The sequence below is a fragment of the Actinoplanes sp. NPDC023714 genome, from assembly GCF_040639855.1.
GTDB lineage: Bacteria > Actinomycetota > Actinomycetes > Mycobacteriales > Micromonosporaceae > Actinoplanes.
Genome location: NZ_JBFAAR010000009.1, coordinates 148,668 through 172,396 on the forward strand (window position 1 = coordinate 148,668; position 23,729 = coordinate 172,396).

The 23,729-nt window shown below is 73.4% G+C and carries 17 protein-coding genes; 7 read left to right on the forward strand and 10 right to left on the reverse strand.

The window, feature by feature from the left end:
- Positions 1 to 291 precede the first annotated feature (291 nt).
- The 8 genes from manD to AB0G10_RS32580 all read right to left on the reverse strand — a co-directional run bounded on the left by manD (position 292) and on the right by AB0G10_RS32580 (position 7,937).
- Positions 292 to 1,500: a D-mannonate dehydratase ManD gene (gene manD / locus AB0G10_RS32545; RefSeq protein WP_360930400.1), complete on the reverse strand. Its 1,209-nt coding sequence runs from the start codon at positions 1,498 to 1,500 to the stop codon at positions 292 to 294.
- Positions 1,497 to 2,330 (reverse strand): ABC transporter permease subunit, encoded by an 834-nt coding sequence (locus tag AB0G10_RS32550; RefSeq protein ID WP_360930403.1) that lies wholly within the window; start codon positions 2,328 to 2,330, stop codon positions 1,497 to 1,499. Before AB0G10_RS32550 ends, manD begins: the two co-directional genes overlap by 4 nt.
- Positions 2,327 to 3,214 carry an ABC transporter permease subunit gene (locus AB0G10_RS32555; RefSeq protein WP_360930406.1) on the reverse strand — a complete coding sequence of 296 codons (888 nt, stop codon included), beginning with the start codon at positions 3,212 to 3,214 and terminating at the stop codon, positions 2,327 to 2,329. Before AB0G10_RS32555 ends, AB0G10_RS32550 begins: the two co-directional genes overlap by 4 nt.
- A complete protein-coding gene (locus AB0G10_RS32560; RefSeq protein ID WP_360930408.1) occupies positions 3,211 to 4,254 on the reverse strand; it encodes an ABC transporter ATP-binding protein in 1,044 nt (347 codons plus the stop codon). Before AB0G10_RS32560 ends, AB0G10_RS32555 begins: the two co-directional genes overlap by 4 nt.
- Positions 4,251 to 5,447, reverse strand: coding sequence for an extracellular solute-binding protein (locus AB0G10_RS32565; protein WP_360930411.1), 1,197 nt, complete (start codon positions 5,445 to 5,447; stop codon positions 4,251 to 4,253). The genes AB0G10_RS32560 and AB0G10_RS32565 overlap by 4 nt, the downstream gene beginning before the upstream one ends.
- A 2-nt stretch (positions 5,448 to 5,449) precedes the next feature.
- Entirely contained in the window at positions 5,450 to 6,508 is a 1,059-nt protein-coding gene (locus AB0G10_RS32570) for a LacI family DNA-binding transcriptional regulator (protein WP_360930414.1), read from the reverse strand.
- Between the two features lie 134 nt (positions 6,509 to 6,642).
- Positions 6,643 to 7,587 (reverse strand): DUF1648 domain-containing protein, encoded by a 945-nt coding sequence (locus AB0G10_RS32575; RefSeq protein WP_360930417.1) that lies wholly within the window; start codon positions 7,585 to 7,587, stop codon positions 6,643 to 6,645.
- On the reverse strand, positions 7,584 to 7,937 hold the full coding sequence (locus tag AB0G10_RS32580; protein ID WP_360930420.1) for a GntR family transcriptional regulator: 354 nt from the start codon (positions 7,935 to 7,937) through the stop codon (positions 7,584 to 7,586). Before AB0G10_RS32580 ends, AB0G10_RS32575 begins: the two co-directional genes overlap by 4 nt.
- A gap of 90 nt (positions 7,938 to 8,027) precedes the next feature.
- Here AB0G10_RS32580 and AB0G10_RS32585 point away from each other — a divergent pair, with 90 nt between their 5' ends.
- Genes AB0G10_RS32585 through AB0G10_RS32605 form a run of 5 tightly spaced genes read left to right on the forward strand, consistent with a single transcriptional unit; the run spans position 8,028 to position 20,341 of the window.
- Positions 8,028 to 8,882 (forward strand): DUF4132 domain-containing protein, encoded by an 855-nt coding sequence (locus AB0G10_RS32585; protein ID WP_360930423.1) that lies wholly within the window; start codon positions 8,028 to 8,030, stop codon positions 8,880 to 8,882.
- On the forward strand, positions 8,882 to 13,675 hold the full coding sequence (locus AB0G10_RS32590; RefSeq protein ID WP_360930426.1) for a hypothetical protein: 4,794 nt from the start codon (positions 8,882 to 8,884) through the stop codon (positions 13,673 to 13,675). The genes AB0G10_RS32585 and AB0G10_RS32590 overlap by 1 nt, the downstream gene beginning before the upstream one ends.
- On the forward strand, positions 13,672 to 14,778 hold the full coding sequence (locus tag AB0G10_RS32595) for an AAA family ATPase (protein WP_360930429.1): 1,107 nt from the start codon (positions 13,672 to 13,674) through the stop codon (positions 14,776 to 14,778). Before AB0G10_RS32590 ends, AB0G10_RS32595 begins: the two co-directional genes overlap by 4 nt.
- Positions 14,775 to 18,413: a DUF5682 family protein gene (locus AB0G10_RS32600; protein WP_360930432.1), complete on the forward strand. Its 3,639-nt coding sequence runs from the start codon at positions 14,775 to 14,777 to the stop codon at positions 18,411 to 18,413. The genes AB0G10_RS32595 and AB0G10_RS32600 overlap by 4 nt, the downstream gene beginning before the upstream one ends.
- Positions 18,410 to 20,341: a hypothetical protein gene (locus AB0G10_RS32605; protein WP_360930435.1), complete on the forward strand. Its 1,932-nt coding sequence runs from the start codon at positions 18,410 to 18,412 to the stop codon at positions 20,339 to 20,341. Before AB0G10_RS32600 ends, AB0G10_RS32605 begins: the two co-directional genes overlap by 4 nt.
- Positions 20,342 to 20,348: 7 nt before the next feature.
- On the opposite strand, the gene AB0G10_RS32610 is transcribed toward AB0G10_RS32605, so the two are convergent.
- Positions 20,349 to 20,684, reverse strand: coding sequence for a hypothetical protein (locus tag AB0G10_RS32610; RefSeq protein ID WP_360930438.1), 336 nt, complete (start codon positions 20,682 to 20,684; stop codon positions 20,349 to 20,351).
- Positions 20,685 to 20,994: 310 nt separating this feature from the next.
- Here AB0G10_RS32610 and AB0G10_RS32615 point away from each other — a divergent pair, with 310 nt between their 5' ends.
- Positions 20,995 to 21,921 carry an ATP-binding protein gene (locus tag AB0G10_RS32615; RefSeq protein ID WP_360930441.1) on the forward strand — a complete coding sequence of 309 codons (927 nt, stop codon included), beginning with the start codon at positions 20,995 to 20,997 and terminating at the stop codon, positions 21,919 to 21,921.
- A 12-nt stretch (positions 21,922 to 21,933) separates the two neighbouring features.
- Positions 21,934 to 22,569: a hypothetical protein gene (locus AB0G10_RS32620; protein ID WP_360930444.1), complete on the forward strand. Its 636-nt coding sequence runs from the start codon at positions 21,934 to 21,936 to the stop codon at positions 22,567 to 22,569.
- Here AB0G10_RS32620 and AB0G10_RS32625 read toward each other — a convergent pair.
- The gene (locus AB0G10_RS32625; protein ID WP_360930447.1) at positions 22,564 to 23,682 is read right to left on the reverse strand and encodes an acyl-CoA dehydrogenase; all 1,119 of its coding nucleotides are present in this window, start codon (positions 23,680 to 23,682) and stop codon (positions 22,564 to 22,566) included. The two genes, AB0G10_RS32620 and AB0G10_RS32625, sit on opposite strands and share 6 nt — an antisense overlap.
- Positions 23,683 to 23,729 lie beyond the last annotated feature (47 nt).

The following is a 23,729-nucleotide window of genomic DNA, read 5'->3' on the forward strand; positions in this document are numbered from 1 at the left end:
CACGCAGGTTGGGTGTGCCGCTCGTGTGTTGAGTTGGGGTGCGGGTTGGACCGTTACTCAACACGCAGGTTGGGTGTGCCGCTCGTGTGTTGAGTTGGGGTGCGGGTTGGACCGTTAGTCAACACGCAGGTTGGGTGTGCCGCTCGTGTGTTGAGTTCGGGTGCGGATTGGACCGTTAGTCAACACGCAGGTTGGGTGTGCCGCTCGTGTGTTGAGTTGGGGTGCGGGTTGGACCGTAAGTCAACACGCTGGCCGGGCTCGCTCGCTGGCGTGTTGAGGTGGGGTGCGGGGCTACCAGTTGTGCATGGTGCCGTCCTGGAGGCGATTCACCGGGAGCTGGGCCGGCCTGTAGGGGTAGCGCGCCGCCAGCTCCTCGTCGATGTCGACGCCCAGGCCGGGGGATTCGGACGGGTGCAGGTAGCCGTCGGCGAAGTGGTAGCCGTGCGGGAAGACCTGGTCGGTCTCGGGGGTGTGGCGCATGTATTCCTGCAGGCCGAAGTTGGGGATCGCGACGTCGAGGTGGAGGGCGGCCGCCATGCAGACGGGGGAGAGGTCGGTGGCGCCGTGCGAGCCGGAGCGGACGTGGTAGAGGGCGGCCAGGTCGAAGATGCGGCGCAGGTGGGTGATGCCGCCGGCGTGGACGACCGTCGTACGGATGTAGTCGATGAGCTGGCCCGTGATCAGCTCCTGGCAGTCCCAGATCGTGTTGAAGACCTCGCCCACGGCTATCGGCGTCGTCGTGTGCTGCCGGATCAGGCGGAAGCCCTCCTGGAGTTCGGCGGGGACCGGGTCCTCCATCCAGGTGAGGGCATAGGGTTCCAGGGACTTGCCGAGCCGGGCGGCCTCGAGCGGCGTCAGCCGGTGGTGGACGTCGTGCAGCAGCCGCAGGTGGGGGCCGAATTCCTGGCGCACCTCGGCGAAGACCTTCGGAATGTGGTGCAGGTAGTGCTCGGTCGACCAGACGTTCTCGGTGGGCAGTGCCGCGTCGGCCGGCTCGTAGAACATCCGGTCACCGCCGACCCCGTACGTCGACTCCAGGCCGGGAATGCCCGTCTGCACCCGGACGGCCCGGTACCCCAATCCGACATATCCGGAAATTTCCGATAGAACGGTCTCTACATCCACGGCGTTAGCGTGACCGTAAACGGTCACCCCGGCCCGGGACCGCCCACCCAGCAACTGATACACCGGCAGACCGGCGACCTTCCCCTTGATGTCCCACAGTGCCGTGTCCACCGCCGCGATCGCGGACATCGTCACCGGCCCGCGCCGCCAGTACGCACCCCGGTAGAGGAACTGCCAGGTGTCCTCGATCCGGGACGCGTCCCGGCCGATCAGGGTCGGCACGACGTGCTCGGTCAAGTAGGCGGCGACGGCCAGCTCGCGGCCGTTGAGGGTGGCGTCGCCGACCCCGGTCACCCCGTCGTCGGTGACGATCTTCAGGGTCACGAAGTTGCGGCCGGGGCAGGTGACGATGACGCGGGCGTCGGCGATCTTCATTCCGGATCCTCCTTGACCCGTGCGACGAGTTGGGTGGGGTTGACGAAGCGCAGCGCGACGACCAGCAGCGTCAGCATCATGAGGCAGTAGATGACGGCCATGGCGTCGACCGACTGCTGGGCGCGGATGCCGGCCGCCGACATCGAATAGAAGAGCGCCACGACGAGCGTCTGCGAGTCCGGGCCGGCGGTCAGGAACGTCAGCTCGAACATCCCCACGGTGCGGACCACCACGAGGATGCAGGACGCGAGGATGCCCGGGATGAGCAGCGGCGCGAGGATGCGCAGGAAGACGTGCCGGGTGCGGGCGCCGCACATCCGGGCGGCCCGTTCCACGGCCGGGTCGATCTGCTCGATGAACGGGGTCATCGTGAGGATGACGAACGGGATGGACGGGACCAGGTTGGCGAGGACCACGCCGGACAGGTGGCCGGCCAGGCCGTACTTGTAGAGCACCGTCGCGAGCGGGATGCCGTACGTGATCGGCGGCATCAGGATCGGGAGCAGGAACAGCAGGTAGAGCAGCCGGCTGCCGGGGAATGCGCGGCGGGCCAGCACGTACGCCGCGGGCACGCCGACCAGCACCGAGATGCCGGCCACCAGCAGGCAGACGACGAGCGTGACGGTCAGGACCGGGAGCAGGGTGAACTCGTCCCAGGCCTGGCCGTACCACCGGGTCGTCCAGGCCTCCGGCAGCCACGAGTCGAACCAGCGCACGCCGAACGAGTTGACCACGACCGAGCCGATCACGCCGGCCAGCCCGATGAAGAAGATGATCACCGCGCCCCAGACCAGCCAGGCCGCCGGGGAGGCGACGATGGAGCGTTTCACCCCTTACCTCCCGCCGTCGATCCGGTGTAGAGCAGGCCGCGCAGCCCGAGCACCACGGCGATCACCGCGAGCTCGACCGCGCCCATGACGATCGCGGCGGCCGACGCGCCGGCGTAGTCGTAGCGGACGTAGGCGGCCTCGTAGGCCGCGATCGAGATGACCCGGGTGCTGCCGGACGGGTCGCCGACCAGGATCGCCGACGGGAAGACGCTGAAGGCCAGCACGAACGTGAGGCAGAACGTGGTGGCGAGCCCCGGCGCGAGCAGCGGCAGGGTGATCCGGAAGAACCGCTGCCGCCAGCCGGCCCCGAGCGTCGCGGCGGCGCGTTCGAGGCTCGGGTCGATGCCGGACAGGTACGACAGCACGAGCAGGAACGCGAACGGGAAGCCCGTGATGATCAGGGATAGGAAGACGCCCCAGTAGTTGTTGGTGAGCCGCACCGGCGCGTCGGTGAGGCCGGTGGTCGTCAGGAACCGGTTGAGCCACCCGGCCGGCCCGAGGAAGTTGAGCAGGCCCTCGGCGGTCAGTACCGTCCCCAGCGTGATGGGCACGACGAGAACCGTGGTGAGGACGCGCTTGCCCCGGAACCTGCCCCGCATCCGGTACGCCACGGGCACCGAGGCGGCGACGTTCAGCAGGGCGGCCGGCAGCGCGATCACGAGCGTCGTGACGATCGTGTCCCGCTGGTAGGCATCGGTGAAGAAGGCCTGGTACGCGCCGAGCACGCCACCCTCGGCCGGTTGCAGGGAGACCGCGATCCCGTAGGCGAAGGGGTAGATGAAGAGCGCCACCACGAAGATCGTGGCCGGCACGAGCAGCAGCATCTGCCGGTCCACGCCGCGGTCGGCGAGCCGGTGCCGGAGCGCGACCGCCGCGGTGGTCACGACGCCGCCGGGAAGATCAGCAGCCGGTCCGGCGGGAAGCCAGCCTTCACGTGGTCGCCGACGGCGAGCCGCTGCGGGGTGCGCAGGTGCACGACCAGCCCGTCCGCCGTGCGGGCCTCGACGGTGAACTCCCGGCCCTGGTACTCGACCACGTCGACGGTCGCCTCCAGGTCGCCGTCGAGGCTGATGTCCTCGGGGCGGATCGCCGCGACCGCCGGTGTGCCGGGTTCCAGCGGCCCGGCGGGCGCGCCTTTCACCTGTACCCCCGAAATCGCCATCTCGAAGGAGTCGCCTCCCGCGGAATGACCATGCAGCAGATTGCGGTAGCCCATGAAATCGGCGACGTGCCGGTTCGCGGGGCGGGTGTGCACCTCCTCCGGCGTGCCGATCTGCTGGACCCGGCCGTCGCGCAGCACCACCAGGCGGTCGGAGAGCGAGAGCGCCTCCTCCTGATCGTGCGTGACATAGACCGTGGTGAGCCCGAGCGACTGGTGCAGCCGGCGGATCTCGGTGCGCATCTCCAGGCGCAGCTTGGCGTCCAGGTTGGAGAGCGGCTCGTCCATGAGCACGAGCGACGGCTCGATCACGACGGCCCGGGCGATCGCGACGCGCTGCTGCTGACCGCCGGAGAGTTGGCCGGGCAGCTTCGTCGCGTGCTCCTCGAGGTGCACGAGCCGGATCGCCTCGGCCGTCCTCCGGCGGGCCTCGGCGCGTGCCACGCCGTGCATCCGCAGACCGAAGGACACATTCTTCTGTACGGACATGTGCGGGAAGAGCGCGTAGTTCTGGAAGACCATCCCGAACCCGCGTCGCTCCGGAGGCAGCGTGTCCAGCCTGGTGTCGTCGCGCCAGATGCTGCCGCCGGTGAGCGGGAGCAGGCCCGCGAGGCAGTTCAGCGCCGTCGACTTGCCGCACCCGGAGGGGCCCAGCAGGGCGATGAACTCGCCCCGCCGGATCTCCAGGTTCAGGTCGCGCAGCGCGTCGGCGTCCCCGAACCGCCGGGTCACGCCGTCGAGGCGGAGCCGCTCGAAACCGGTCACTTCTTCACCTTCGCGCCGCCGACCTCGCGATCCCACCTGTCGAACGCGGCCACCAGCGCCTTCGCGTCGAGCGGCACCTCGAGCGGGTTGTCCAGGATGAGATCGGTGTACTCCGGCCGCCCGTACTCGTTGATCGCCTGCTGGCTCTCCTGCGGCGCCATCGTGAGCGGCACGTCCTTGATCGCCGGGCCGGGGTAGAAGTAGCCCTTGTCGTAGGCCTTCGCCTGCTGTTCGGGCGTGAGCATCCACTGCAGCAGCGACAGCACGGCGGCCTGTTTGTCGGTCGAGACCCCCTTGGGTACGACGGCGTAGTGCGCGTCGGTCACCCAGTGGAACCCGTCCAGGGTCCCGATCTTCGCCTCCTTCGGGACCGTCCCGAGCACGCGCGGGTTGATGTCCCAGCCGGTCGTCGTCAGGATGATCTTCGCGGAGCCGTTGGCCAGGTTCTTCATCGTCTCGCTGGTGCTCGACGGGTAGAGCGTGACGTTCGCGTCCAGGTCCTTGAGGAACTGCCAGGTCTTGGCCCAGCCCGCCTCCGGGTCCTTCGGGTCGCTGTCGCCGAGCAGGTAGGGCAGGCCCATCAGGAAGGTGCGCCCCGGCCCGGAGTTGGACGGCCGGGCGTACTGGACCGCTCCCGGGTTGGCCTTCGCGTAGTCGAGCAGCCCCTGCGCGGTGGTCGGCGGGTTCGGCACGTTCTGCGGCAGATACTCGATCAGCGGGCCGGACGGGTAGTAGGTGATCGTGACGCCGTTGTCGCCGGCCAGCTTCTGCATGGCGGCGGCGCCCGGCAGGTAGGCGGCCATCCCGGTGAGCCGGTCGGCGTGCGCCGAGACGAGCGGCAGCCAGAGCCCCTGGTCGATGCCGCCGGCCAGGCCGTCGACGCCGGTCAGGACGAGGTCGATGTCGACGCGGCCGGCGTCCTGCTGCGCCTTGACCTTGCCGACCAGTTCGGGGGCGGTCGCCTTGGTGTAGGTCACCTTCTCGATGACGTCGCTGTTCTTCGCGACGAAGTCGTCGATCATGCCCTGGGTCAGCTGGAGGTTGCCGGCCACGTCGAGGACGTTGAGGGTGACCGGTTTCGAGGGCTTTTCGGGTACGGGTCCAGCGGTGCTCGTGGTGCCGCCGTCACTCTCGGGCGGGCTGCAGGCCGCGAGGGCGAGCGCGAGGATGGCGAGGCCTATCTTCCCTTTCATGATCAGCTCCTTGCTGGTCCGGTGGATTCGCGCACGATCAGCTGGGTGGCGGTTCGCCTGTGCAGGGGCCGGCGGTCGTCTCGCTCGTTCCGGGGCCTGGGGTTCTCTCGCTTGTTCGGGTTCCTGCGGTCGTCGAGCAGGTCGATCAGGAGCTCGACGCCCCGGCGGCCGATCTCCTCCTTGGCGATCGCGACGGTGGTGAGCGGCGGCACGACCAGGCCGGAGAGCAGGATGTCGTCGAACCCGACCACGCTGATCCGGCCCGGCACGCCGATGTCACGGGCCCGGAACCGGTGGAGCAGGCCGAGCGCGACCAGGTCGTTGTAGGCGATCACGGCGGTGGCCGGGGAGGCGGCGACCAGGTCGGCGACGGCCGCGCCGCCGTCGACGGTGGGCGCCACGTTGCCCGCCTCGATCAGCTCCATGTCGTAGGAGGCGGTGGCGGAGCGCAGGCCTCGGAGGCGGTCACGGTTCGACCAGGAGGCGCGCGGGCCGGCCACGTACGCGACCCGGCGGTGACCCAGGGCATGCAGATGGCCGATCGCCTGGCGCATGCCGTCGGCGCTGTCCGCGGTGACCGAGGGGAACGGGCTGACCCGCCGGTTCAGCACCACGATCGGCGTCCGCGGCTCGCCGCTCGTGGCGCCCAGCTCGTCGCCGAGCGCGCGGAGCTCCTCGTCGCTCGCTCTCGGGGAGCACAGCAGGAAGCCGTCGACCTGCTTGGCCAGGGCCCTGATCAGCGAGGCCTCGACGGCCGGGTCCTCGTCGGTGTCGCTCAGGAAGACCGCGTAGTCGGATCGGCGGGCGTGGGTCTGGATCGACTTCACGACGCTGGGGAAGAACGGGTTCGCCAGGTCGGGCAGGACCACGCCGATGTTGCAGGTGCGGCCGGTGATCAGGCCGCGGGCCGCCCGGTTCGGGTAGTAGCCGAGGTCGCGGGCGGCGCGCTCGACCCGCTCGCGGGTGTCCGGGCGGACCTGCTCGGGTCGGGCCAGCGCCCGGCAGACCGAGGACTGTGAGACGCCGGCGAGCCGGGCCACGTCCTTGATGGTCGCCGCCATGCGCCGCCCCCTCCACTCGCGATCTTCATAGAGATCGATCGATGTGGGGTCAGTCTGGAAACCTTTTCAGGAACGTGTCAAGACGGCGTCGGCCCGGTTTCAGTTCGCGCTGAAACCGGGCCGTGATGACGTTTTCAGTGGTTGGCCGTCAAACCGTTCAGCAGGGCGGCCGGGGTGCGCGGGTCGTCCATCGTGACCGCGAAGCGGCGGCCGTCGCGCAGGTGCAGCACCAGCCCGCGCCCGCCGCGCAGGACCAGGGCGCTGCGGCCGGGCAGCACCCGGTATCCCCAGCCGCCCCACTCGGCCGGGTTGATCTCGGCGGCCTCGGCGGTGCGGATCTGGTCGAGCGGGATGCGCTTGAACGGCACGCCGGCCAGGCCCGCGACCAGCCGCAGCCCGCGCCGGTCGGCGGTCACCCGGATCCGGGCGAACACCAGCCCGAGCAGCAGCGGGATCGGCGCGGCGAGCCAGAGGACCGGCTGGGTCAGCAGGGCGGTGACGGCCAGCACGGCCGACGTCGCCAGCATGAGCCCGAACATCAGGTTCGACCGCAGCGTGGTGCTGAACGCGGCCCGCTCGGTCGGGGCCAGGTCGAGCGCGTCCACCGGCGGCTCGGCCGGCACGTCGATCTCCGGCGTCCGGCCGGCGATCAGCCACGCGGCCAGGCCCCAGGCCATCCCGAGGACGAACCAGCCGAAGCGCCAGCCCAGCCGCGGATCCGCCGGATCGGCGAGCGTCGCGGTAGCGGTCGCCACCCAGACGCCCGCCGCGCCGCCGGAGACGGACGCCGCGCCGATGACGACGCCGCGAGCGGCCGCCATCCGCCGTACCCGGTCCGCGGGTTGTGCATTCGACCTTGTCGCTGTCGCGGCGGCCGCCAGAGCGGCGATGCCGGACACCAGCCCGGCGACCAGCATGGCCAGCCAGAAACCGGTCGTCGAACTCCATCCGTCGGCCGGTCCGGAGCCGCTCCAGTGCGTCGCGATCCTCTCCGGCAGCTCGTCCCGCCACCCGGCGGTCGCCGCCGTCACCACCACCGGCAGCCACACCGCCGCCGCGGCCGTCCACAGTCTTCTCACGGTCGCGCCCCCTTCACGATCTCCAACATCTCCGTCTCGCCGAGCCCCTGCCGCCGGGCCTCCCGCACGAAATCGCGGGCCAGCTCGGCCAGCCGCAGCCGGGCCGCGTCGGCGTCACCCCGGACCATCGCGCCCCGGCCCCGGCGCAGCTCGATCAGGTCCTCGTCGCGCAACTGGCCGTAGGCCCGCAGCACCGTGTGCAGGTTGACGTCGAGGACCTCGGCCAGCTCCCGGGCGGCGGGCAGCCGCTCGCCGGCGGCCAGCTCGCCGCGCATGATCCCGCCGCGCACCTGAGCGGCGATCTGATCGGCGAGCGGCTCGGCCGCCGCCACGTCCACGCGGAACAACATGTTTGCATTCTACTATAACAATCACTCGCTCGGGAAATTGTCGGTGGCGGGTGGCACACTCCTCGCACGTTCAGCGACGAGGGGATCTCCATGGGCTGGGTGCCGGCGGGTGCCGACTATCAAGTGAGCGTCGACCGGGGCAGGGTGGTCGCCCGGACAGCGCAGGGCAAGCCGCTGAAAGCGCTGCCCAAGGCCCTGCGCGACCACGAGGCGGTGGCCGGCCTCCGCCAGCTGATCGAGTGGCTGAAACGGCACGAGGCGTCCTGCCGGGCCGAGGTCGAGCGCTGGATGATCCGGTCGCTGCCGGTGCCGTCCGCCGTGATCGGGCAGGTCTGGGCCGACGAGTCCTGGCGGTCCGTGCTGCGCGACCTCGTGGTCGTGCCGGTCGGCCCGGACGGCACGTGGGACGTGGCCGCCGCCGGCCTGCTGCGCGACGCCGACGAGACGAAGGGCCTCGGCGTCGTCGACCTCGACGGCGAGTCCACCCGGATCACCGCGGCGACCGTCGCGATCCCGCACCCGGTCCTGCTGCCCGACCTCGACGACCTGCGCGAGTTCGCCGCCGACCTCGGCGTCGAGCAGGGCACCCTCCAGCTGTTCCGCGAGGTGTGGCTCACCCGGTCCGCCGACGACCTCCGGCTCTACTCCGGTGCGCGCTTCAAGGAGCTGCGGCACGTGCAGTCCCGGGCCACCGCCGCGGGCTACCGCGTCCAGGGCGGCACGGCGGTCTGCCGGGTCTGGGAGTCCGGGGTCACCGTCCTCGCCTCGGTCTGGATCGGCGACGGCGACCCGTCCTACGAGACCGAGACCGGCGACCTCGTCTTCACGGACGCCGCCGGCGAGGTGCTCGCACCCGACCGGGTGCCGCCGGTGGCCTGGTCGGAGGGAATGCGGATGGCCGCGGCGCTGCACGCGGGACGCGTCGTCGAGGAGGAGGGCAAGTGATGAGCGAGCAGCTGCTGGAGGCCGGGGCGATCCTGGCCGGCGCGCCGTCGGACGGCGCCGACGACGTGGTGACCGCCCGGGCCTACCACCATCCGGTCCTCGACGGCCGGACCGTGGTGCGGCTCGTCGGCGCCACCGTCGGCCCCGCCGAAGACCTCACCATGGAGTTCCTCGGCTTCGACCCGGCCGGCCCGCCCGCGCCGGTCGGGCACGCCCGGCGGCAGGCCCTCGGCTTCCCGGCCTGGGCGCTGGTGCACGACCCGGCCAACGGGCGGCACGCCCTCGCCCTGGTCAAGGAGATGGAGAGGCTCGCCCGGGTGGCGCGCAGCAAGCCGGGCAACGCGAAGGAGGGCTACGACGTCCTCGCCCGCCGGCTCGGCACGGCAGCGCCCGCGTTCCTGCCCACCTTCTGGGAGCAGGCCGGCCGGGCCTTCCTCGCCGCCGACAACCAGCGGACGGCCGGCACCTGCTTCACCGAGGCCCGCCGCGCCGAGCAGGTGCACGGCCTCGCCGTCGACGAGGACCGGGTGCGCGACGTCCACCTCGAGTTCGCGTTCGCCGGCGCGCTGACCGCCGCCATGCTGGCCGAGTACGCCCGCGGCGTGGTCGTCCGCCGGCCCGCCGCCGAGGCGTACGACCTGGTCCGCACGCTCGCGCTGCGCCGGGTCGCCGGCGGGCTCCCGCCGCACGCCTCGATGGCCGCCGACCTGGCCCGGCTCGCCAAGGCCGCCGGTCTCGACCCGGAGGAGCAGGCCGACGCGATCGTGCCGCGGCTGCTCACCTATCCCGCGATGGGCCGCGCTCATCCGTCGGTGTGGAAGGCCTACCGCAAGAGCCTGGTCCGGGCCGGCAAGCGCGACGACGAGGTGCGGTCCCGGCTGCTCGCCATCGTCCCCGAGCCGCCCGGCTGGCGCTCCGACATCACCGACCAGTGGCTGGAGATCCTCGAGGCGAGCGGCGCGGCCGCCGACCTGATCGCCGGCACCGGCGCCGGCGCCGACCCGGGTGCGCCGGCCCGCTGGCTCGGCCGGATCCTGGCCGGCCGCCGGGCCAACCGGGCGAGCGAGAAGCGCAGCGAGCCGCTGCTCGGCCTGATCGGGCGGATGCTGCCGCGGCTCGCCGCCGGTCCGGCCGTGCCGATCGCGGACAGCCTGTGGCGGGTCGAGCTCGACGTCCTCGACCTGTGCCTGTCCGCCGGCGTGCCGGTCGAGATCGGCGAGCGGGTCCGGCGCTCCGGCTTCGACGTCGCCGAGTGGGCCGACGACGACGGCCCCGGCCGGCGTGACCTCGCCGCGATCGCCGCCGACCCGCGCTGGCGCCCGGTGCTGCGGCAGGGCGCCCGCGACGCGATCCGGCGGTTGCGCAGCGGCGACTCGCTCACCGGGCCGGCCCTGCCCGAGCAGACGCTGCGGCACGCGTTCGGTGCGGCCGGCGTCCGCGACGTGCTGGTCGAGCTGGTCACCGAGCTGGCCGGCCGGGCCGGCGACGGCACCCTGCGCAGCCTCGACCTGCACCTCACCGAGCTCGCGCCGCTCTGGTCGCCGCACGGGATGGCGCTGGCGCCCGAGGCGTTCCGGAGGCTCGGCGCGATCGACATGGCCGCCGTGCTGACCCGCAGCCTGCGGGCCGGGCTGCCGGAGGAGCTGGCCTGGCCGGCCTACGAGGAGGTGACCGGCCGGCTGAAGGCCGTCCGGATCGGCGAGTCCTGGCCCGAGCTGCTCGTCCACGACCAACACGCCGCCCACGTGATCGCCCCGGACGGCACGGTCACCGAGCACCACTTCCGCTACCCGGCCGGCGGCCACCCGCACGCGCCGCAGCGCTGGTCCGAGACGGCGTGCCGGCTCGTCGACGGCGACCTGCTGGTGATGTGGCGCGGCGAGGAGGGCGGCGCCGGCTACTGGTCGTCGCGGCCCTCCGAGATCATCGCCGCTGAGATGCGCAGCGAGCCCGTGCTGTGGAACGCGCCGGCCGAACCGCTGCCGGTCCCCGGCGGCGGCCTCACCACCGGCGGGCGGCCGGTCCACCCCGGCGACGCGCACGGCCCGGGCACGGCCCACCCGCTGGCGAGCGACGGCCGGGCCTTCTGGCGGTGCGAATACGTTCCGGGCAGGAACGGGCCGGGGCACTGGCAGTGGCGCGAGTTCGATCCGCGGACCGGCGCCGGCGGCCGGGTCAGCGTGCCCTCCTTCTTCGCGTCCGGCGACGGCGAGCTGGACGCCTTCGCCTCCCGCCTCCGCCCTATCCCGGCCGCGTTCGCGGCATCCCCGCTCGGCGCGGCTCCCCTCCCGGGCGATGGCGCCTCCCCGGGCGGCGGCTCGCCGGCAGGCGCGGCGGCTTCTGCTGGCGGTGGTGACGCGGGCCTGCTGGGCGGGTGGCGCACCTCTGTGGCGGCGGACGGGACACAGGCCGGTGAAGGGGTGGACGGGCGCCGGGCGGTGCTGCCTCCCGGGGCCGACGGTGTGCTGGTCGGTGCGTTGACGCTGCCCGGTGCGGAGGCGCCGCTGCCGATCACGCAGGACGGTGACCACCGCAACGGCCGGCTCACCGTCTGGACCGCCGACGGCGGCCATCAGCTCGTCACCCAGAGCCAGGTCACCAGCCTGTTGCCGCCGCTCGCCTGGTGGCACGCGCTGCGGCCGCGCGACGAGGCCGGCTCGGCCGCCCTGCGCACGCTCGCCGCGCCGGTCGCGTCCGCGCTGATCGCCGTGGACGGGAGTGTCACGAAGACGCTCGAGGTCCGCGACGCCGTCACCGCGAACCTCGAGGCCCACCTGCCGGGTGTCACCGACCCCACGCTGCGGGCCCGGCTCGCCGAGGTGATCGCCCGGGCGGTGCGGATGAACCGCCGCCTCACCGAGGTGACCGCTCACCTGCAGGCGGAGCCGGAGACCGAGGCGGACCTGCCGCCGGCCGTCTCCGACGAGGCCCTCGACAAGGCGTGGGAGGGGCTGACCGGCTCGCGCCGCTCCTACTACTCGGGGACCGCCGGCCTCCGGCACGAGACGATGCAGCAGATCCGCGCCGTCGCGGACCACCTCGGCGGCAGCGCCGGAGACCTTGCCGTCCCGGCCGTCTCGGGCGGCTGGACCACACTGCTCGGCGGGCTCGGAGCGGTGGCTCTGCGGGCCGCCTCGCCGGTGACCGGGGACGCCGATCGGGAGGCGCTCGCCGCGTTCCTCTCGGTGGTGGCCGGGTCGCCGCTGACCGGGGAGGGCGCACCGATGCGGGTGGTCGTGGCGAGCCAGAAGCGCGAGGGCGCCCGGGAGGTCGAGGTTCACCGCGACGGCGGGCGGGTCACCGTGCTGTTCCCGCCGGACAACTACCACTGGAGCAGCGCGCCGGTCTGGGACCGGATCGCCGTGCAGGTGTCGCCGGACGGTTCGTTCACGGCGCCGCCGGAGTCGGCGGTGCGCGACGAGGCGTACCCGAGCGGCAGGATGACCACCGACCGGCTGGAGCGATTCGCCGGGCTGCTCGCCGCGCGCGGCCCGGCGCCCTGGCGGCCGGAGTCCGCCGAGGCCCTGGCCGAGGCGACCGGGATGACGCGCGCCGAGGCGGTCCTGCTGCTCGCCGGGCTGCCCGGGATCAACGACTGGGAGGCGAACTTCCTCAGCCCCGAGCAGCGCACGACCCTCGGGCTCACCGCGGCGCACGCCAAGGTCGGCCGGGAGGCGCTGCGTGACCTGACGGCGCGGCAGCGGGTGACGCTGCTCGACGCCGCGATGCCCGCCGACCCGGCCGCGCTCTGGGAGACCGGGCCGGACGTCGCGGCGGTCGCGGAGCAGTGGGTGCGGTTCCGGGGCAGGCGGGTCGCCGTACCCGAGAAGCTCGTCGCCGCCCTGGCACGCCATGTCGATCGGGTCCGCCCGGTCACGCTGCTCCAAGCGATCGCCGATCCGCGGCCGGGCGACTGGCTCAGCACCGACGGACGCTCGGAGATGACGCACTACAACCATCTGACGACGACGGCCGACGACGGCACCGCGTTCGAGCAGGAGCACCTGCACGCCGCCGCTGCCGCGCTGCCGTGGCTCGCCTACCACCTGGGGTGGGACGATCCGCTGCGCCGGCGTCTGCCCGAGGCGCTGCGGCTGGTCCGGGAGCGGCTGCGCAACCCGGAGCTGCTGGTGGGCTGGGCGTTCTTCGAGGCGAAGAACCGCCCGGCCGGTCTTCCCGCGCTGGTCGAGCGGGAGACGAACAACGACTGGATGTACCTCCATCTCGCCCCGGCGAAGCTGACCGGCCTCGACGACCCGGCGATCCTCTACACCGACGACGCGACCCGCACCGCGCTGCGGATCCTGCTCTCCGACTGGATCGACGCGGCGGTCGCGACGCCGCCGGACGCGAGCGGCGACCCGCACGATCCGCGGGTGGCCGTCCCGGAGCTGGTCGGGGAGGTGGCCGGACAGCTCGGGCTGGACACGGACGCCGCGGCGTACTACCTCCAGCTGCTCGCGCTGCCCGACCCCACCGACGCCAACGTGCAGGCCTGGAACGGCTGGAAGGCCGCCGGGCTGCGCAACGCCCGGGAGGCGCTGCTCGCCGCCGGGCTCGTCGTCGCCGCGAAGCGGGAGCGCGCCGGCCGGCCGGTCTTCCTGCCCGGTGGCTGGCTCGCCGCCCGCACGCCGATGCTGCCGGTCGAGACCTGGAAGGCCGAGATGTACGAGCATGCCGTCCAGCAGCGCCTGGTCACCCGGTCGCTGCCGGACCAGTTCGCCATGGCCTGGTCCCGGGTCACCGGCGGCGACGTCCCCCGCTACAGCACACTCGAGGAGCAGAAGCCGTGACCGCCGTCCGTCAGATCGACCCGCCGGAACACCGGTACGCCGAGGAGCTGGAGTTCCTCGCGGCCGCCGACACCGGGCTGCGCCCGCCCGGCTGGCGGATGACACCGCGGTCGGTCGTCACGTTCGTGGCCGGCTCCGGTGGCGTGCCGGTCGGCGGCCGGGTCATCGCGCCGAAGTTCGTCGGCGAGCGCGCCCTCGTCGAACGCTGCGTCGTCACCCTCGCCGGCGAGCGCGGCCTGCTCCTCGTCGGCGAGCCCGGCACCGCCAAGTCGATGCTGTCCGAGCTGCTCTCCGCGGCCATCTGCGGGACCAGCGCGCTCGCGGTGCAGGGGACCGCCGGCACGAGCGAGGATCAGCTTCGGTACGGGTGGAACTACGCTCTCCTGCTCGCGAAGGGGCCGTCCGCCGAGTCGCTCGTCCCGTCCCCGATCCTGACCGCCATGCGGACCGGCGCCGTGGCCCGGGTCGAGGAGATCACCCGCTGCCTGCCGGAGGTGCAGGACGCGCTCGTCTCGATCCTCTCCGAGCGGCGGATCAGCGTGCCCGAGCTGACCGGGCTCCCGGACGCGACCTCGTACGCCGCACCCGGGTTCTGCCTCATCGCCACGGCCAACCTGCGCGACCGCGGGGTCTCCGAGATGTCGGCCGCGCTGAAACGCCGGTTCAACTTCGAGGTGGTGCCGCCGATCGCCGACTTCGACGCGGAGGTCGCGCTGGTCACCCGGCAGGCGAAGGCGTCGGTCGAGCGGGGCGGTGCGGCGTTCGCGGTCGACGACGCGGTGCTCGACACGCTGGTCACGGCGTTCCGCGACCTTCGTACCGGCCGCAGCGCCGAGGGCTGGGAGGTGGAGCGGCCGTCGTCGGTGATGAGCACGGCCGAGGCGGTCGCGGTGGCGGCGTCGATCGGGCTGTCCACGGCGTACCTGCCCGGCCCCGATCCGCTGTCGCTGCTGCCCGGGCACCTGCTCGGCGTGGTGCGCAAGGACGATCCGGACGACGCGGGCCGGCTCCTGGCGTACTGGGACGGCGCGCTGCGGCGGCGGGCCGAGGCGGGCGCGCGGATGTGGCGGCAGCTCTGGGAACACCGGGACGTCCTGCGGTGACCGACGTCCGTTCGGAGGTCGAGCGGCTCGCCGGCGATCCGCGCGTGCTGCTCGTCGGGGTGCGGCACCACTCGCCGGTGCTGGCCGCGGCCGTGCCGGCGATGCTCGACGCGTTCGCGCCGGAGGCGGTGCTGGTCGAGCTGCCCGCCGAGATGCAGCAGTGGGTGCGGTGGCTCGGCGACCCGGGCACGGTGGCGCCGGTCGCGCTCGCGGCGGCGGACGAGTCCCGGCCGGTCGCGTTCTATCCGTTCGCCGATTTCAGCCCGGAGCTGGCGGCGGTGCGGTGGGCGGTCCGGAACGACGTACCGATGATCTGTTGTGATCTGCCGTTGAGTGATCCGGCGTGGCTCGCGCCCTCCGCGCGGGGGCATTCCTCCGACCTGTCGGATTCGGTGCGGGCGTCGCTCTCCGGGCGCGAGGGGGATGACCTCTGGGATCGGTGGATCGAGGCGGGCGCGCCGGGCAGCTCACCCGAGTCGGTCCGCCGGGCGGCGCTGGCGGCCGGGTGGGCGCTGCGGCACGACGCCGAGCGGGCCGGGGTCGATCCGCTCGATCTGCGGCGGGAGTCCTGCATGCGGGGACACCTCAGGGGTACGCCGGGACGGGTCGCCGTGATCGCCGGCGCCTTCCACACGCCGGCGCTGCTCGACGGTCCCGTGATCGCGTCGTCCACCGGCCCGGCCGGGCCGGTCGTCTCGCTGGTCCCCTACACGTTCGACCTGCTCGACGCGCGCTCCGGCTACCCGGCGGGCATCCGGGATCCGCGCTGGCAGCAGGCCGTGCACGACTGCGGCGCCGACCCCGAACGGATCCGGCTCGCCACGCACGCGTTCGCCGTGGAGGTCACCCGCGAGCTGCGCGCGCAGGGCCGGCCCGCCGGTCCGGGCGAGGCGGCGGAGGTCGCGCGCCTCGCGGGAGACCTGGCCGGTTTGCGTACGCTGCCCGCCCCCGGCCGTGGCGAGCTCGTCGAAGCACTCCAGACCGTCCTCGCCCAGGGAGCGCCGGCCGGCACCGGGCGAGGCGTGGCGCGCGCCATGGAGACCGTGCTGGTCGGTGACCGCCGCGGCCGGCTGCCGTCCGGTGCACCGGTGACCGGCCTGCTCCCGGCCGTGCGGGCGGAACTGTCCCGGCTCCGGATGCCCGGTCCCGGCGCCGCCGCCCAGCGGATCCGGCTCGACCCGCTGCGCTCCCCGACCGATCGCGCCCGCGAGCTGGTGATCCGGCGGATGGCCGCATGCGGGGCCTCGTACGCGTCGGAGGGCGCCACCGGCCCGGTCACCGGGGGTGAGACGCTGACCAGCACCTGGCGCCTCGAATGGAACCCGACCACCGACGCCGCCCTGAACCTCGCCGGCCTGCACGGCGTCACCCTCGCCCAGGCCGCCGCCGGGATGCTGGCCGCGCGGCGCAGACGTGAGGTGACGGCCGGCGGTCCCACGCCCGAGCAGGCCCTCGCCGGCCTGGCCGAGGCCGTGGCGTGCGACCTGCCGGCCGTGGCGCGCGACCGCCTCACCGACGTCCAGGAGGCGGTCGGCCGGGGCGGCGGCATCGAGCAGATCGTGGCGGCCCTGCACCTGCTCCGCCGCATCCTCACCGCCGTCGCCGCGGACGCCGGCTCTTCTCCTGAGCGCGATTCTTCGCCTGGGTGCGGTTCTTCGCCTGAGCACGGCTCTTCGCCTGGGCGCGGCTCTTCGCCTGGGCGCGATTCTTCGCCTGGGAGCGGTTCTTCGCCTGGGCGCGGTTCTTCGGCCGCGCGCGACCCCGAACTTCGGGGCGACGAGGTGGCCGTGGTGCGGGACGACCTGCATGCGGCGGCGGTCGCGGCGGTGGCGGGGCTGACCGGGTCGACGCGGGTGGAGGACGCGCGGGCGCTGCACGACCTGGTGCGGGCCGCTGACGAGGCCGGGCGGCTGCTGCGGCTCGGGCATGCGATCCGGGCGCTGGCCCGGGACGGCTCCCCGCTGATGAGCGGCGCCGCGTCCGGCGTAGGGGTGCTGCTCGGCCACGAGGAACCGGCCGACTTCGGGGAACGGCTCGCCTCCTGGGTCACGCTGCCGGCCGACCTGGCGACCGGACGGCTGCGCGGCGCCCTGAGCGTGGCCGGCGCCCTCCTCCAGGCGGGCGGCCAGACCCTGGAACCCCTCCTCGACGTCGTCGACACCCTGCCGGACGACGAGTTCGTGCGGCGGCTGCCGGTGCTGCGCGGCGGCTTCGACGCGGTGAGCCCGGCCGATCGCGACCGGCTGCTCCGCACCGTCGAGGAACGCCACGGCCACGTCGGCGAAGACCTTCCCACCGATGCGCGGACCCTCGCCGGCTGGCTCGCCGCCGACCGCGCCGGCCTGGCCGCGATCGAGGCGTTGGGCCTCGGCGCCGCCCCGACCTCGACCGGCGCCGGTCCGGCGCCCGGCTCGGCCTCCGCGCCCCCGGACGCCGGGGCTGCCGGTCGAGCACCCGGTTCCGCACCCCCGGACGCCGGGGCTGCCGGTCGGGCGCCGGCCTCCGCCACCGGTCAGGAGCCCAGCGCCGCGGCGATCCTTCCCGGTCAGCGGTGGCGGCTGCTGCTCGGGCGGGAGACCGGCGGCCTCCCCGCCGAGCAGCGACGACTCGCCACGGCTCTGGACGAGCTCTATGGGGCCGGGCAGGGGGAAGGGGCGTTCACCGTGGGTGCGGGCGGTGGCGGGCGCGACGCGGCGTACCCCGAAGTGCGTGACTGGCTCACCGACCTGGAAGCCCTCTTCGGCGCGCGGGTGCGCGACGAAGTGCTGGCGCGCGCCGCAGAACGCGGCCGCGTGGATGCGGTGCTTGCGGCAGACCCCGAGCGCGTACGGCCTTCCGTCGACCTCCTGCACACCGTCCTGTCGCTGGCCGGTGGGCTGCCGGAGGCCCGGCTGGCCCGGCTGCGGCCGATGGTCGCGCGGCTCACCGCCGAACTGACGGCGCAGCTGGCCCGGCGGATCCGCCCGGCGCTGACCGGGATCGGCACGCCTCGTCCTACCCGGCGCCGGACCGGACGGCTCGACCTGGCCGCGACCGTCCGGCGGAACCTGCACACGGCCCGGTTCGACGAGAGCGAGCCGGGCCGGGTGACCATCGTCCCGGAGCGGCCGGTGTTCCGCAGTCCCGGGCGGCGCAGCGTCGACTGGCAGGTCATCCTCCTCGTCGACGTCTCCGGCTCGATGGAGGAGTCGACGATCTGGGCCGCGATGACGGCGTCCATCCTGGCCGGGGTGCCGGCGTTGCGTACGCACTTCGTCACGTTCTCGACCGAGGTCGTCGACATGACCGACCGGGTCGGCGATCCGCTCGCGCTGCTGCTCGAGGTTCGGGTCGGCGGCGGCACGCACATCGCGGCCGGACTGCGGTACGCCCGGCAGATCACCCGGGTGCCCAGCCGCACCCTGGTCGTCACGATCAGCGACTTCGAGGAGGGATACCCGATCGGCGACCTGCTGGCGGCCACCCGCGCTCTCGCCGACGACGGCGTCACCCAGCTCGGTTGCGCGAGCCTCGACGACAGGGGGCGGCCGCGGTACAGCACCGGCGTCGCCTCGCAGCTGGCCGCCGCCGGCATGCCGGTCGCCGCCCTGAGCCCGGTCGAACTGGCCGGCTGGATCGGGGAGCGGGTCCGATGAGCCTTCCACCGGTGTCCGCCGAGGTCACCGCCGACGCCGTGGCCGCCCTGCCGGGCCGTCTGCGCGCCCGCCTCGACGCGGTGATCGAGCAGGCCCGCGGATGGTCCGTCGAGGCCGGGGGTACGACCGTCGTGGTGCGCCCGGACGACCAGATCACGGTGACCCTCACCGATCCGGTGACCGCCGCCGGCGACGCGGTGTGCAGCTGCCTGCTCGCGCCGAAGTGCCTGCACCGGACGGCGGTCCTGAGCATCGCCCCGATCCTGAACGCCGTTCCGACGGCGGAGCGGGCCGGCGATCCAGGGACGAAGGCGCAGCGGGCCGGCGATCCCGATGCGACCGAAGAAGGCCGGAGCAGCGGGATCTCGACCGCCGGTTCGGCTAGGCAGGGCGTGTCCGGCGAGAGGCGGGGCCGGGACTCCGCGCCGGTCGGTCCCGGTCAGCGGGAGGCGGCGTCCATGCTCTGGACGGTCGGCGCCGATCTGCTCAGCGGCGGCATACCCGCGGCGGGAGCGGTCGCCCAGGCGGATCTGCTGCGGGCCGTGCACCGGGCACGGGCTGCCGGCGTGCACGCGGCCGCGGCCGGCGCGGTCCGGGTCGTGGAGCAGGTGCGGGCAGCCCGCCGTGACGAGCCGGGGTTCCGGTTGGCGGAGCTGACGGCAGACGTACGCGAAATGCTCCTCGCCTGTCACCGGGTAACCGCCGGGGAAGCGAGTGCGCTCGGCGTGGCTCGGCGGGACTACGAGCCGGTCGGTGATCTGCGCCTGCACGGGATCTTCAGTGAGCCGGTGCGGGCGGCCACCGGGCATGCCGGGGTGGTGACCTACCTGGCGGACGCGGCCGGCACGGTCTGGATCGTCTCCGACGTGAAGCCCGCCGACGGCCGGCCGTCCACCAGAACGTCGGTCGATCTGGGCGAAGTACGCCTCAGCCACCACGACCTGGCCCGCGCCGGCCTGCTCGCGGTGAACGCCCACGCCTCCACGGCCCGCCGGCTCAGCCACGGCCGCGCCCGCCAGGCGGTGGCGACGGCGGGGAACGGCTGGTTCGCCGAGCCGCTCGACGCCCTCTGGAAGGCGCCCGTCGCCGACCAGGTGGATCGCTGGCTGACAGCGGAGGCATTGCCCGCCCAGGAGAGGCCGGCCGCGTACGACCTGGCCTTCCTGGAGGGAACCGTCCTCGGCGCCGGCCGTGAGGGCCTCCTCCTGGAGATCGACGGCGACCCGGCAGCGGGCCTCGTCGTGACGGTACGGGCGGCGGTGGCGTCGACGGCGGCGCCCTACCTCGGCAACCTGCGGCTGCTGGCCACGCATGCGGCCGGACAGCGGATACGGCTCGCCGGCCGCTTCACCGGCGCGCGGCAGGTGACGGGTCTGGCGTTCGCGGCGGAGTGGCTGCCCGAGGTCCACGGCGGCCACACCGACCTCGGCGCCACCACCCTGACCAGGGCCGACATGCCGGCTGCCGCATCGACCACGGCCGACATGCCGGCTGCCGCATCGACCAGGGCCGACATACCGGCTGCCGCATCGACCACGGCCGGCATGCCGGCTGCCGCATCGGTCACGGCCGACGTGCCGGCCGGGACCGGCGCGGCCGGAACGTGCGCGGACACGCCGGGTGGGCCGCCTCTTCACCTGCTGCGGCATCAGCTCGAGCGTGTCGTCGCCGCCGGTCGTTCTGTTCTGCTCGCGGGCGTCGACGACGACGTGCGGCGACTGGGTGCCGCCCATCTCGGCGGGGCGGCCGCTGTTCTGGCGGGGCTCGGGGCGGCGGGCGTACGGCGTACCCGTGATGTCTTCGGCAGGCTCGACCCGCACGATGCGCAAGTGCTGGCACGCGCCTGGCTCGCGGCGGCGGTCTATGAGCGGGCGGCCGGGCGGGAGGTGATGCGAGCGGCCTGGACGCGGCCACCGGCCGGAGGATGATGCGGCATCAGAACGGGCGGATCATCGGCCATTGCGCGGTGCGGGTGTGGATGGCTTGCAGGTAGGAGTCCTCGGCCTCGATGAGCCGGGCGAGGGTACGGCGGAAGACCTCCCGGTCGGGGCGGGCCGGCCGGCCGCGCAGGAGCGCCGGTTGCTCGTCGTGGACGGCTGTCAGCAGGGTGTCGAGCGCCTTGCTGAAGACCTCCGTCCCGTCGCGGGCGATGACCGGTCGTGCGTCCGCGGCCACCAGCAGGCGGGCGAGCGTGGCGCCGGTCGCGGCCTCCCAGAGCGGGTCGGTGTAGCCGTCCGGGCCGGTCGGTGGGCGTCCCGGGCGGTCGCGCATTGCGTCGGGCCATGCGAGGAACCGGCCGGGATCGCCGGTGGCGTGGACGATACGGGCGTCGAGCCACACCGCCTGCCAGGTGCCGCAGCAACTGCCCGCCAGCCGATCCGGGATGAACTCCGCGCCGCGCAGATCACCCGGCGCGATCAGGAAGCGACCGGCCGGACCGCCGGACGGCGACGGGACGACCGCGCAGCCGTCGCGGCGTGACGGAGGGGTGGGAGGGAGCGGTTCCGCCGCATCTCACCCGGACGAGGGACGTGGGGTGGCGGTCGTTGCGAGGCGGACGCCCCTGACTACTCTGTTGAAAATGAAAATCGCTTTTACGGGTAAGGGTGGCAGCGGCAAGAGCACCCTCGCCACGCTCTTCGTGAATCACCTGCGCGCCACCGGCCGGCGGGTCCTGGCGATCGACGCCGACGTGAACGTGCACCTCGCGCCGCTGCTCGGGGTGGAGGTGGAGGCCGGGACGGCGCTGTCGCACCCGGACAACGTGCGGAAGGTGCGGACCCACCTGCTCGGTACGAACGAGCGGGTCGCCGGGGTGGAGCACTTCGTCGCGACGACGCCGCCCGGGCCGGGGTCGAACCTGGTCACGCTCGACGAGGGCGACCCGGTGCTGAGGGCGCACGCCGCCCGGCTCGACGACACCACCCACGTCATGCACGTGGGGACGTACGAGCCGGAGGACATCGGATCCGGCTGCTACCACGGGCACCTCGCGATCCTGGAGAACCTGCTCTCCCACCTGAGGATCGAGGAGGAGAGCGACTGGGTGGTCTGCGACATGGTCGCCGGCACCGACGCGTTCGCGAACTCGCTGCACGCCCAGTTCGACGTGATCGTGGTGGTGGCCGAGCCGACGCCGGAGTCGGTGTCGGTGGCGCGCCGCTACGCCGAGCTCGCCGGTGCCGCGGGCGTCGCCGACGTCCTCGCCGTCGTGGGCAACAAGGTCACCGACGAGGCGGACCTCGACTACCTGGCCCGGGAGCTGGGCGTCGCGCCGCTGACGGTGCTCGGCAACGAGGCCGGCCTGAGGCGGGCGCGGCAGGCCGGGCAGCCGCCCGCGGTGACCGATCCCGGACCGCTCGAGCGGATCGCGGAGCACGCCCGCGGCCGGGTGATGTCCGGGGATCGGCGGGACGCGCTGATGCGTACCCTGCACCTGCGCATGGCGCAGAAAGGGTGGGTCCGCAGCGCCCACGGCGACGTCAGCACCCAGCTCGCGGAGGTTTGACACGATCATGGCGTGAGGGCGTGGCGTGTGGCGAGAGTGCTGATCCTGCTGCTGTGGGTGGCGGGCGCCGCGATGACGTGGTGGACGCACCCGCGCCAGGTGGACTACGAGCGCGCGCTCGACGCCGCGCAATCCGGCGAGGTGACGGCCCATCGGTGGGGGAGAACCTGGAACGACGGCAGCGACCGCTGGTTCGAGACGCCCTATCTGACCGGTGGGGAGGGGCCGTGGTTCGCGTGGCGGGCGGCCGATCACCGGGTCTACTGGACCGACACGGCCGTGGCCCGGGACGGGGCCGAGCGGATCACCCGCGAGCTGGGCCCGCCGTCCGGTGAGCTGATCCCCTGGCGCGGATGGCTCCAGGGGATCAGCCTCGTGCTCGCCCTCACGTTCCTCGTCGTGCTGGTGACCGGGCCGGCGCCGGCGCTCGGCACACGGTGGTACTGGTTCTGGGTGGTGGTGCTCATCCCGTACGCGATCGGCATGGTCTTCTGGGTGCTCCGCGACCGGCCCTGGACGGCCGCGGCGGCGGCTGCCGGCGGCGAGGGGGAAGGGCGGGACCGGGGCTGGTTCGGGCTGGTCACCGCCATCGTCGCCAACTTCGTGATAGCGATTCTCACCCTTGTCGCCGGAAGTCTCCTGTCATAGCCCGAACGACTTCCCGATGATCTCGCGCTGCACCTCACTGGTCCCGCCGTAGATCGTCGAGACCAGCGTGGCCCGCACGTGGCGCTCCATGTCGTACTCGGTGGCGTACCCGTACCCGCCCATCATCTGCATCCCGGCCAGCGCGGTCTCCCGCGCCACCTCGGTGACCTTGAGCTTCACCATGGAACTCTCCCGCGGCAGCACCTGCCCGGGGTTCCGGTCGACGAGCTCGGCGGTCCGGCGCACCAGCAGCCGGCAGCACTCGATCTCGGTGGCCAGGTCGGCGATCCGGTGCCGCAGCACCTGGAAGCTTCCGATCGGCCGGCCGAACTGCCGGCGCTCCTTGATGTAGGCGAGGGTGTCGTCGAACGCCCGCTGCGCCGTGCCGAGCATCAGGCCGGCCAGGATGAGCCGTTCCACGTTGAGCCCGGCCATGAGCTGCCACCAGCCCTTGCCGGCGGTGCCGACCACGGCGTCGGCCGGCACCCGGCAGTCGGTGAAGTAGAGGTCGTTGACCTCCTTGCCACCCATCGTCTCGATGCCGCTGATCCGCAGGCCGGGCGTGTCGGCGGGGGCGAGCAGCATGGTGAGGCCGTCGTGGTCGCCGGGTGAGCCGCCGGTCCGGGCGACGAGCAGGATGGCGTCGGCGAAGTGCGCGTTGGAGATCCACGTCTTCTGTCCGTTGATCACCCAGCCGTCGTCGTCGGCTACCGCACGGCAGGACACGTTCGCGACGTCCGACCCGGCCTCCGGTTCGGACATGGCGATGGAGTACGAACGCCCTGCCGTGAACCCGCCGAGCACGGTCTTCTTCTGCTCCTCGGAGCCGGAGCGCCCGATCGCGGCCGCCACGATCGCGGACACCGCGAAGCCGCCGACGGGCAGCAGCCCGTACCCGATCTGCTCGAGAAACAGAACCGTGTCGGTCATGCTCTCGGTGGCGCCGTCGATCCAGCCGAGGTCGGCCATCTTCTGATAGAGGCCCTGATGATGCGCGTGGCGGCCGCCGTCGGTGAGCGCGTCGCGCTGTTGCCGGGTGCCCGCCTCCTTCTTCGCGAACTCGGCGACGGCCTCGGTGAAAGCGCGCTGCTCGTCGGTCAGATCGATGGTCATGTCAATCCCTCCCGAAGGTTCCCGCAGGTGGTGCCGGGGATTGACAG

Bases quoted from the DNA above. Each gene is read 5' to 3' on its own strand.
- manD (WP_360930400.1), bottom strand. From the start codon at position 1,500: ATGAAGATCGCCGACGCCCGCGTCATCGTCACCTGCCCCGGCCGCAAC.
- AB0G10_RS32565 (WP_360930411.1), bottom strand. From the start codon at position 5,447: ATGAAAGGGAAGATAGGCCTCGCCATCCTCGCGCTCGCCCTCGCGGCC.
- AB0G10_RS32570 (WP_360930414.1), bottom strand. From the start codon at position 6,508: ATGGCGGCGACCATCAAGGACGTGGCCCGGCTCGCCGGCGTCTCACAG.
- AB0G10_RS32580 (WP_360930420.1), bottom strand. From the start codon at position 7,937: ATGTTGTTCCGCGTGGACGTGGCGGCGGCCGAGCCGCTCGCCGATCAG.
- AB0G10_RS32585 (WP_360930423.1), top strand. From the start codon at position 8,028: ATGGGCTGGGTGCCGGCGGGTGCCGACTATCAAGTGAGCGTCGACCGG.
- AB0G10_RS32590 (WP_360930426.1), top strand. From the start codon at position 8,882: ATGAGCGAGCAGCTGCTGGAGGCCGGGGCGATCCTGGCCGGCGCGCCG.
- AB0G10_RS32605 (WP_360930435.1), top strand. From the start codon at position 18,410: ATGAGCCTTCCACCGGTGTCCGCCGAGGTCACCGCCGACGCCGTGGCC.
- AB0G10_RS32610 (WP_360930438.1), bottom strand. From the start codon at position 20,684: ATGCGCGACCGCCCGGGACGCCCACCGACCGGCCCGGACGGCTACACC.
- AB0G10_RS32615 (WP_360930441.1), top strand. From the start codon at position 20,995: ATGAAAATCGCTTTTACGGGTAAGGGTGGCAGCGGCAAGAGCACCCTC.
- AB0G10_RS32625 (WP_360930447.1), bottom strand. From the start codon at position 23,682: ATGACCATCGATCTGACCGACGAGCAGCGCGCTTTCACCGAGGCCGTC.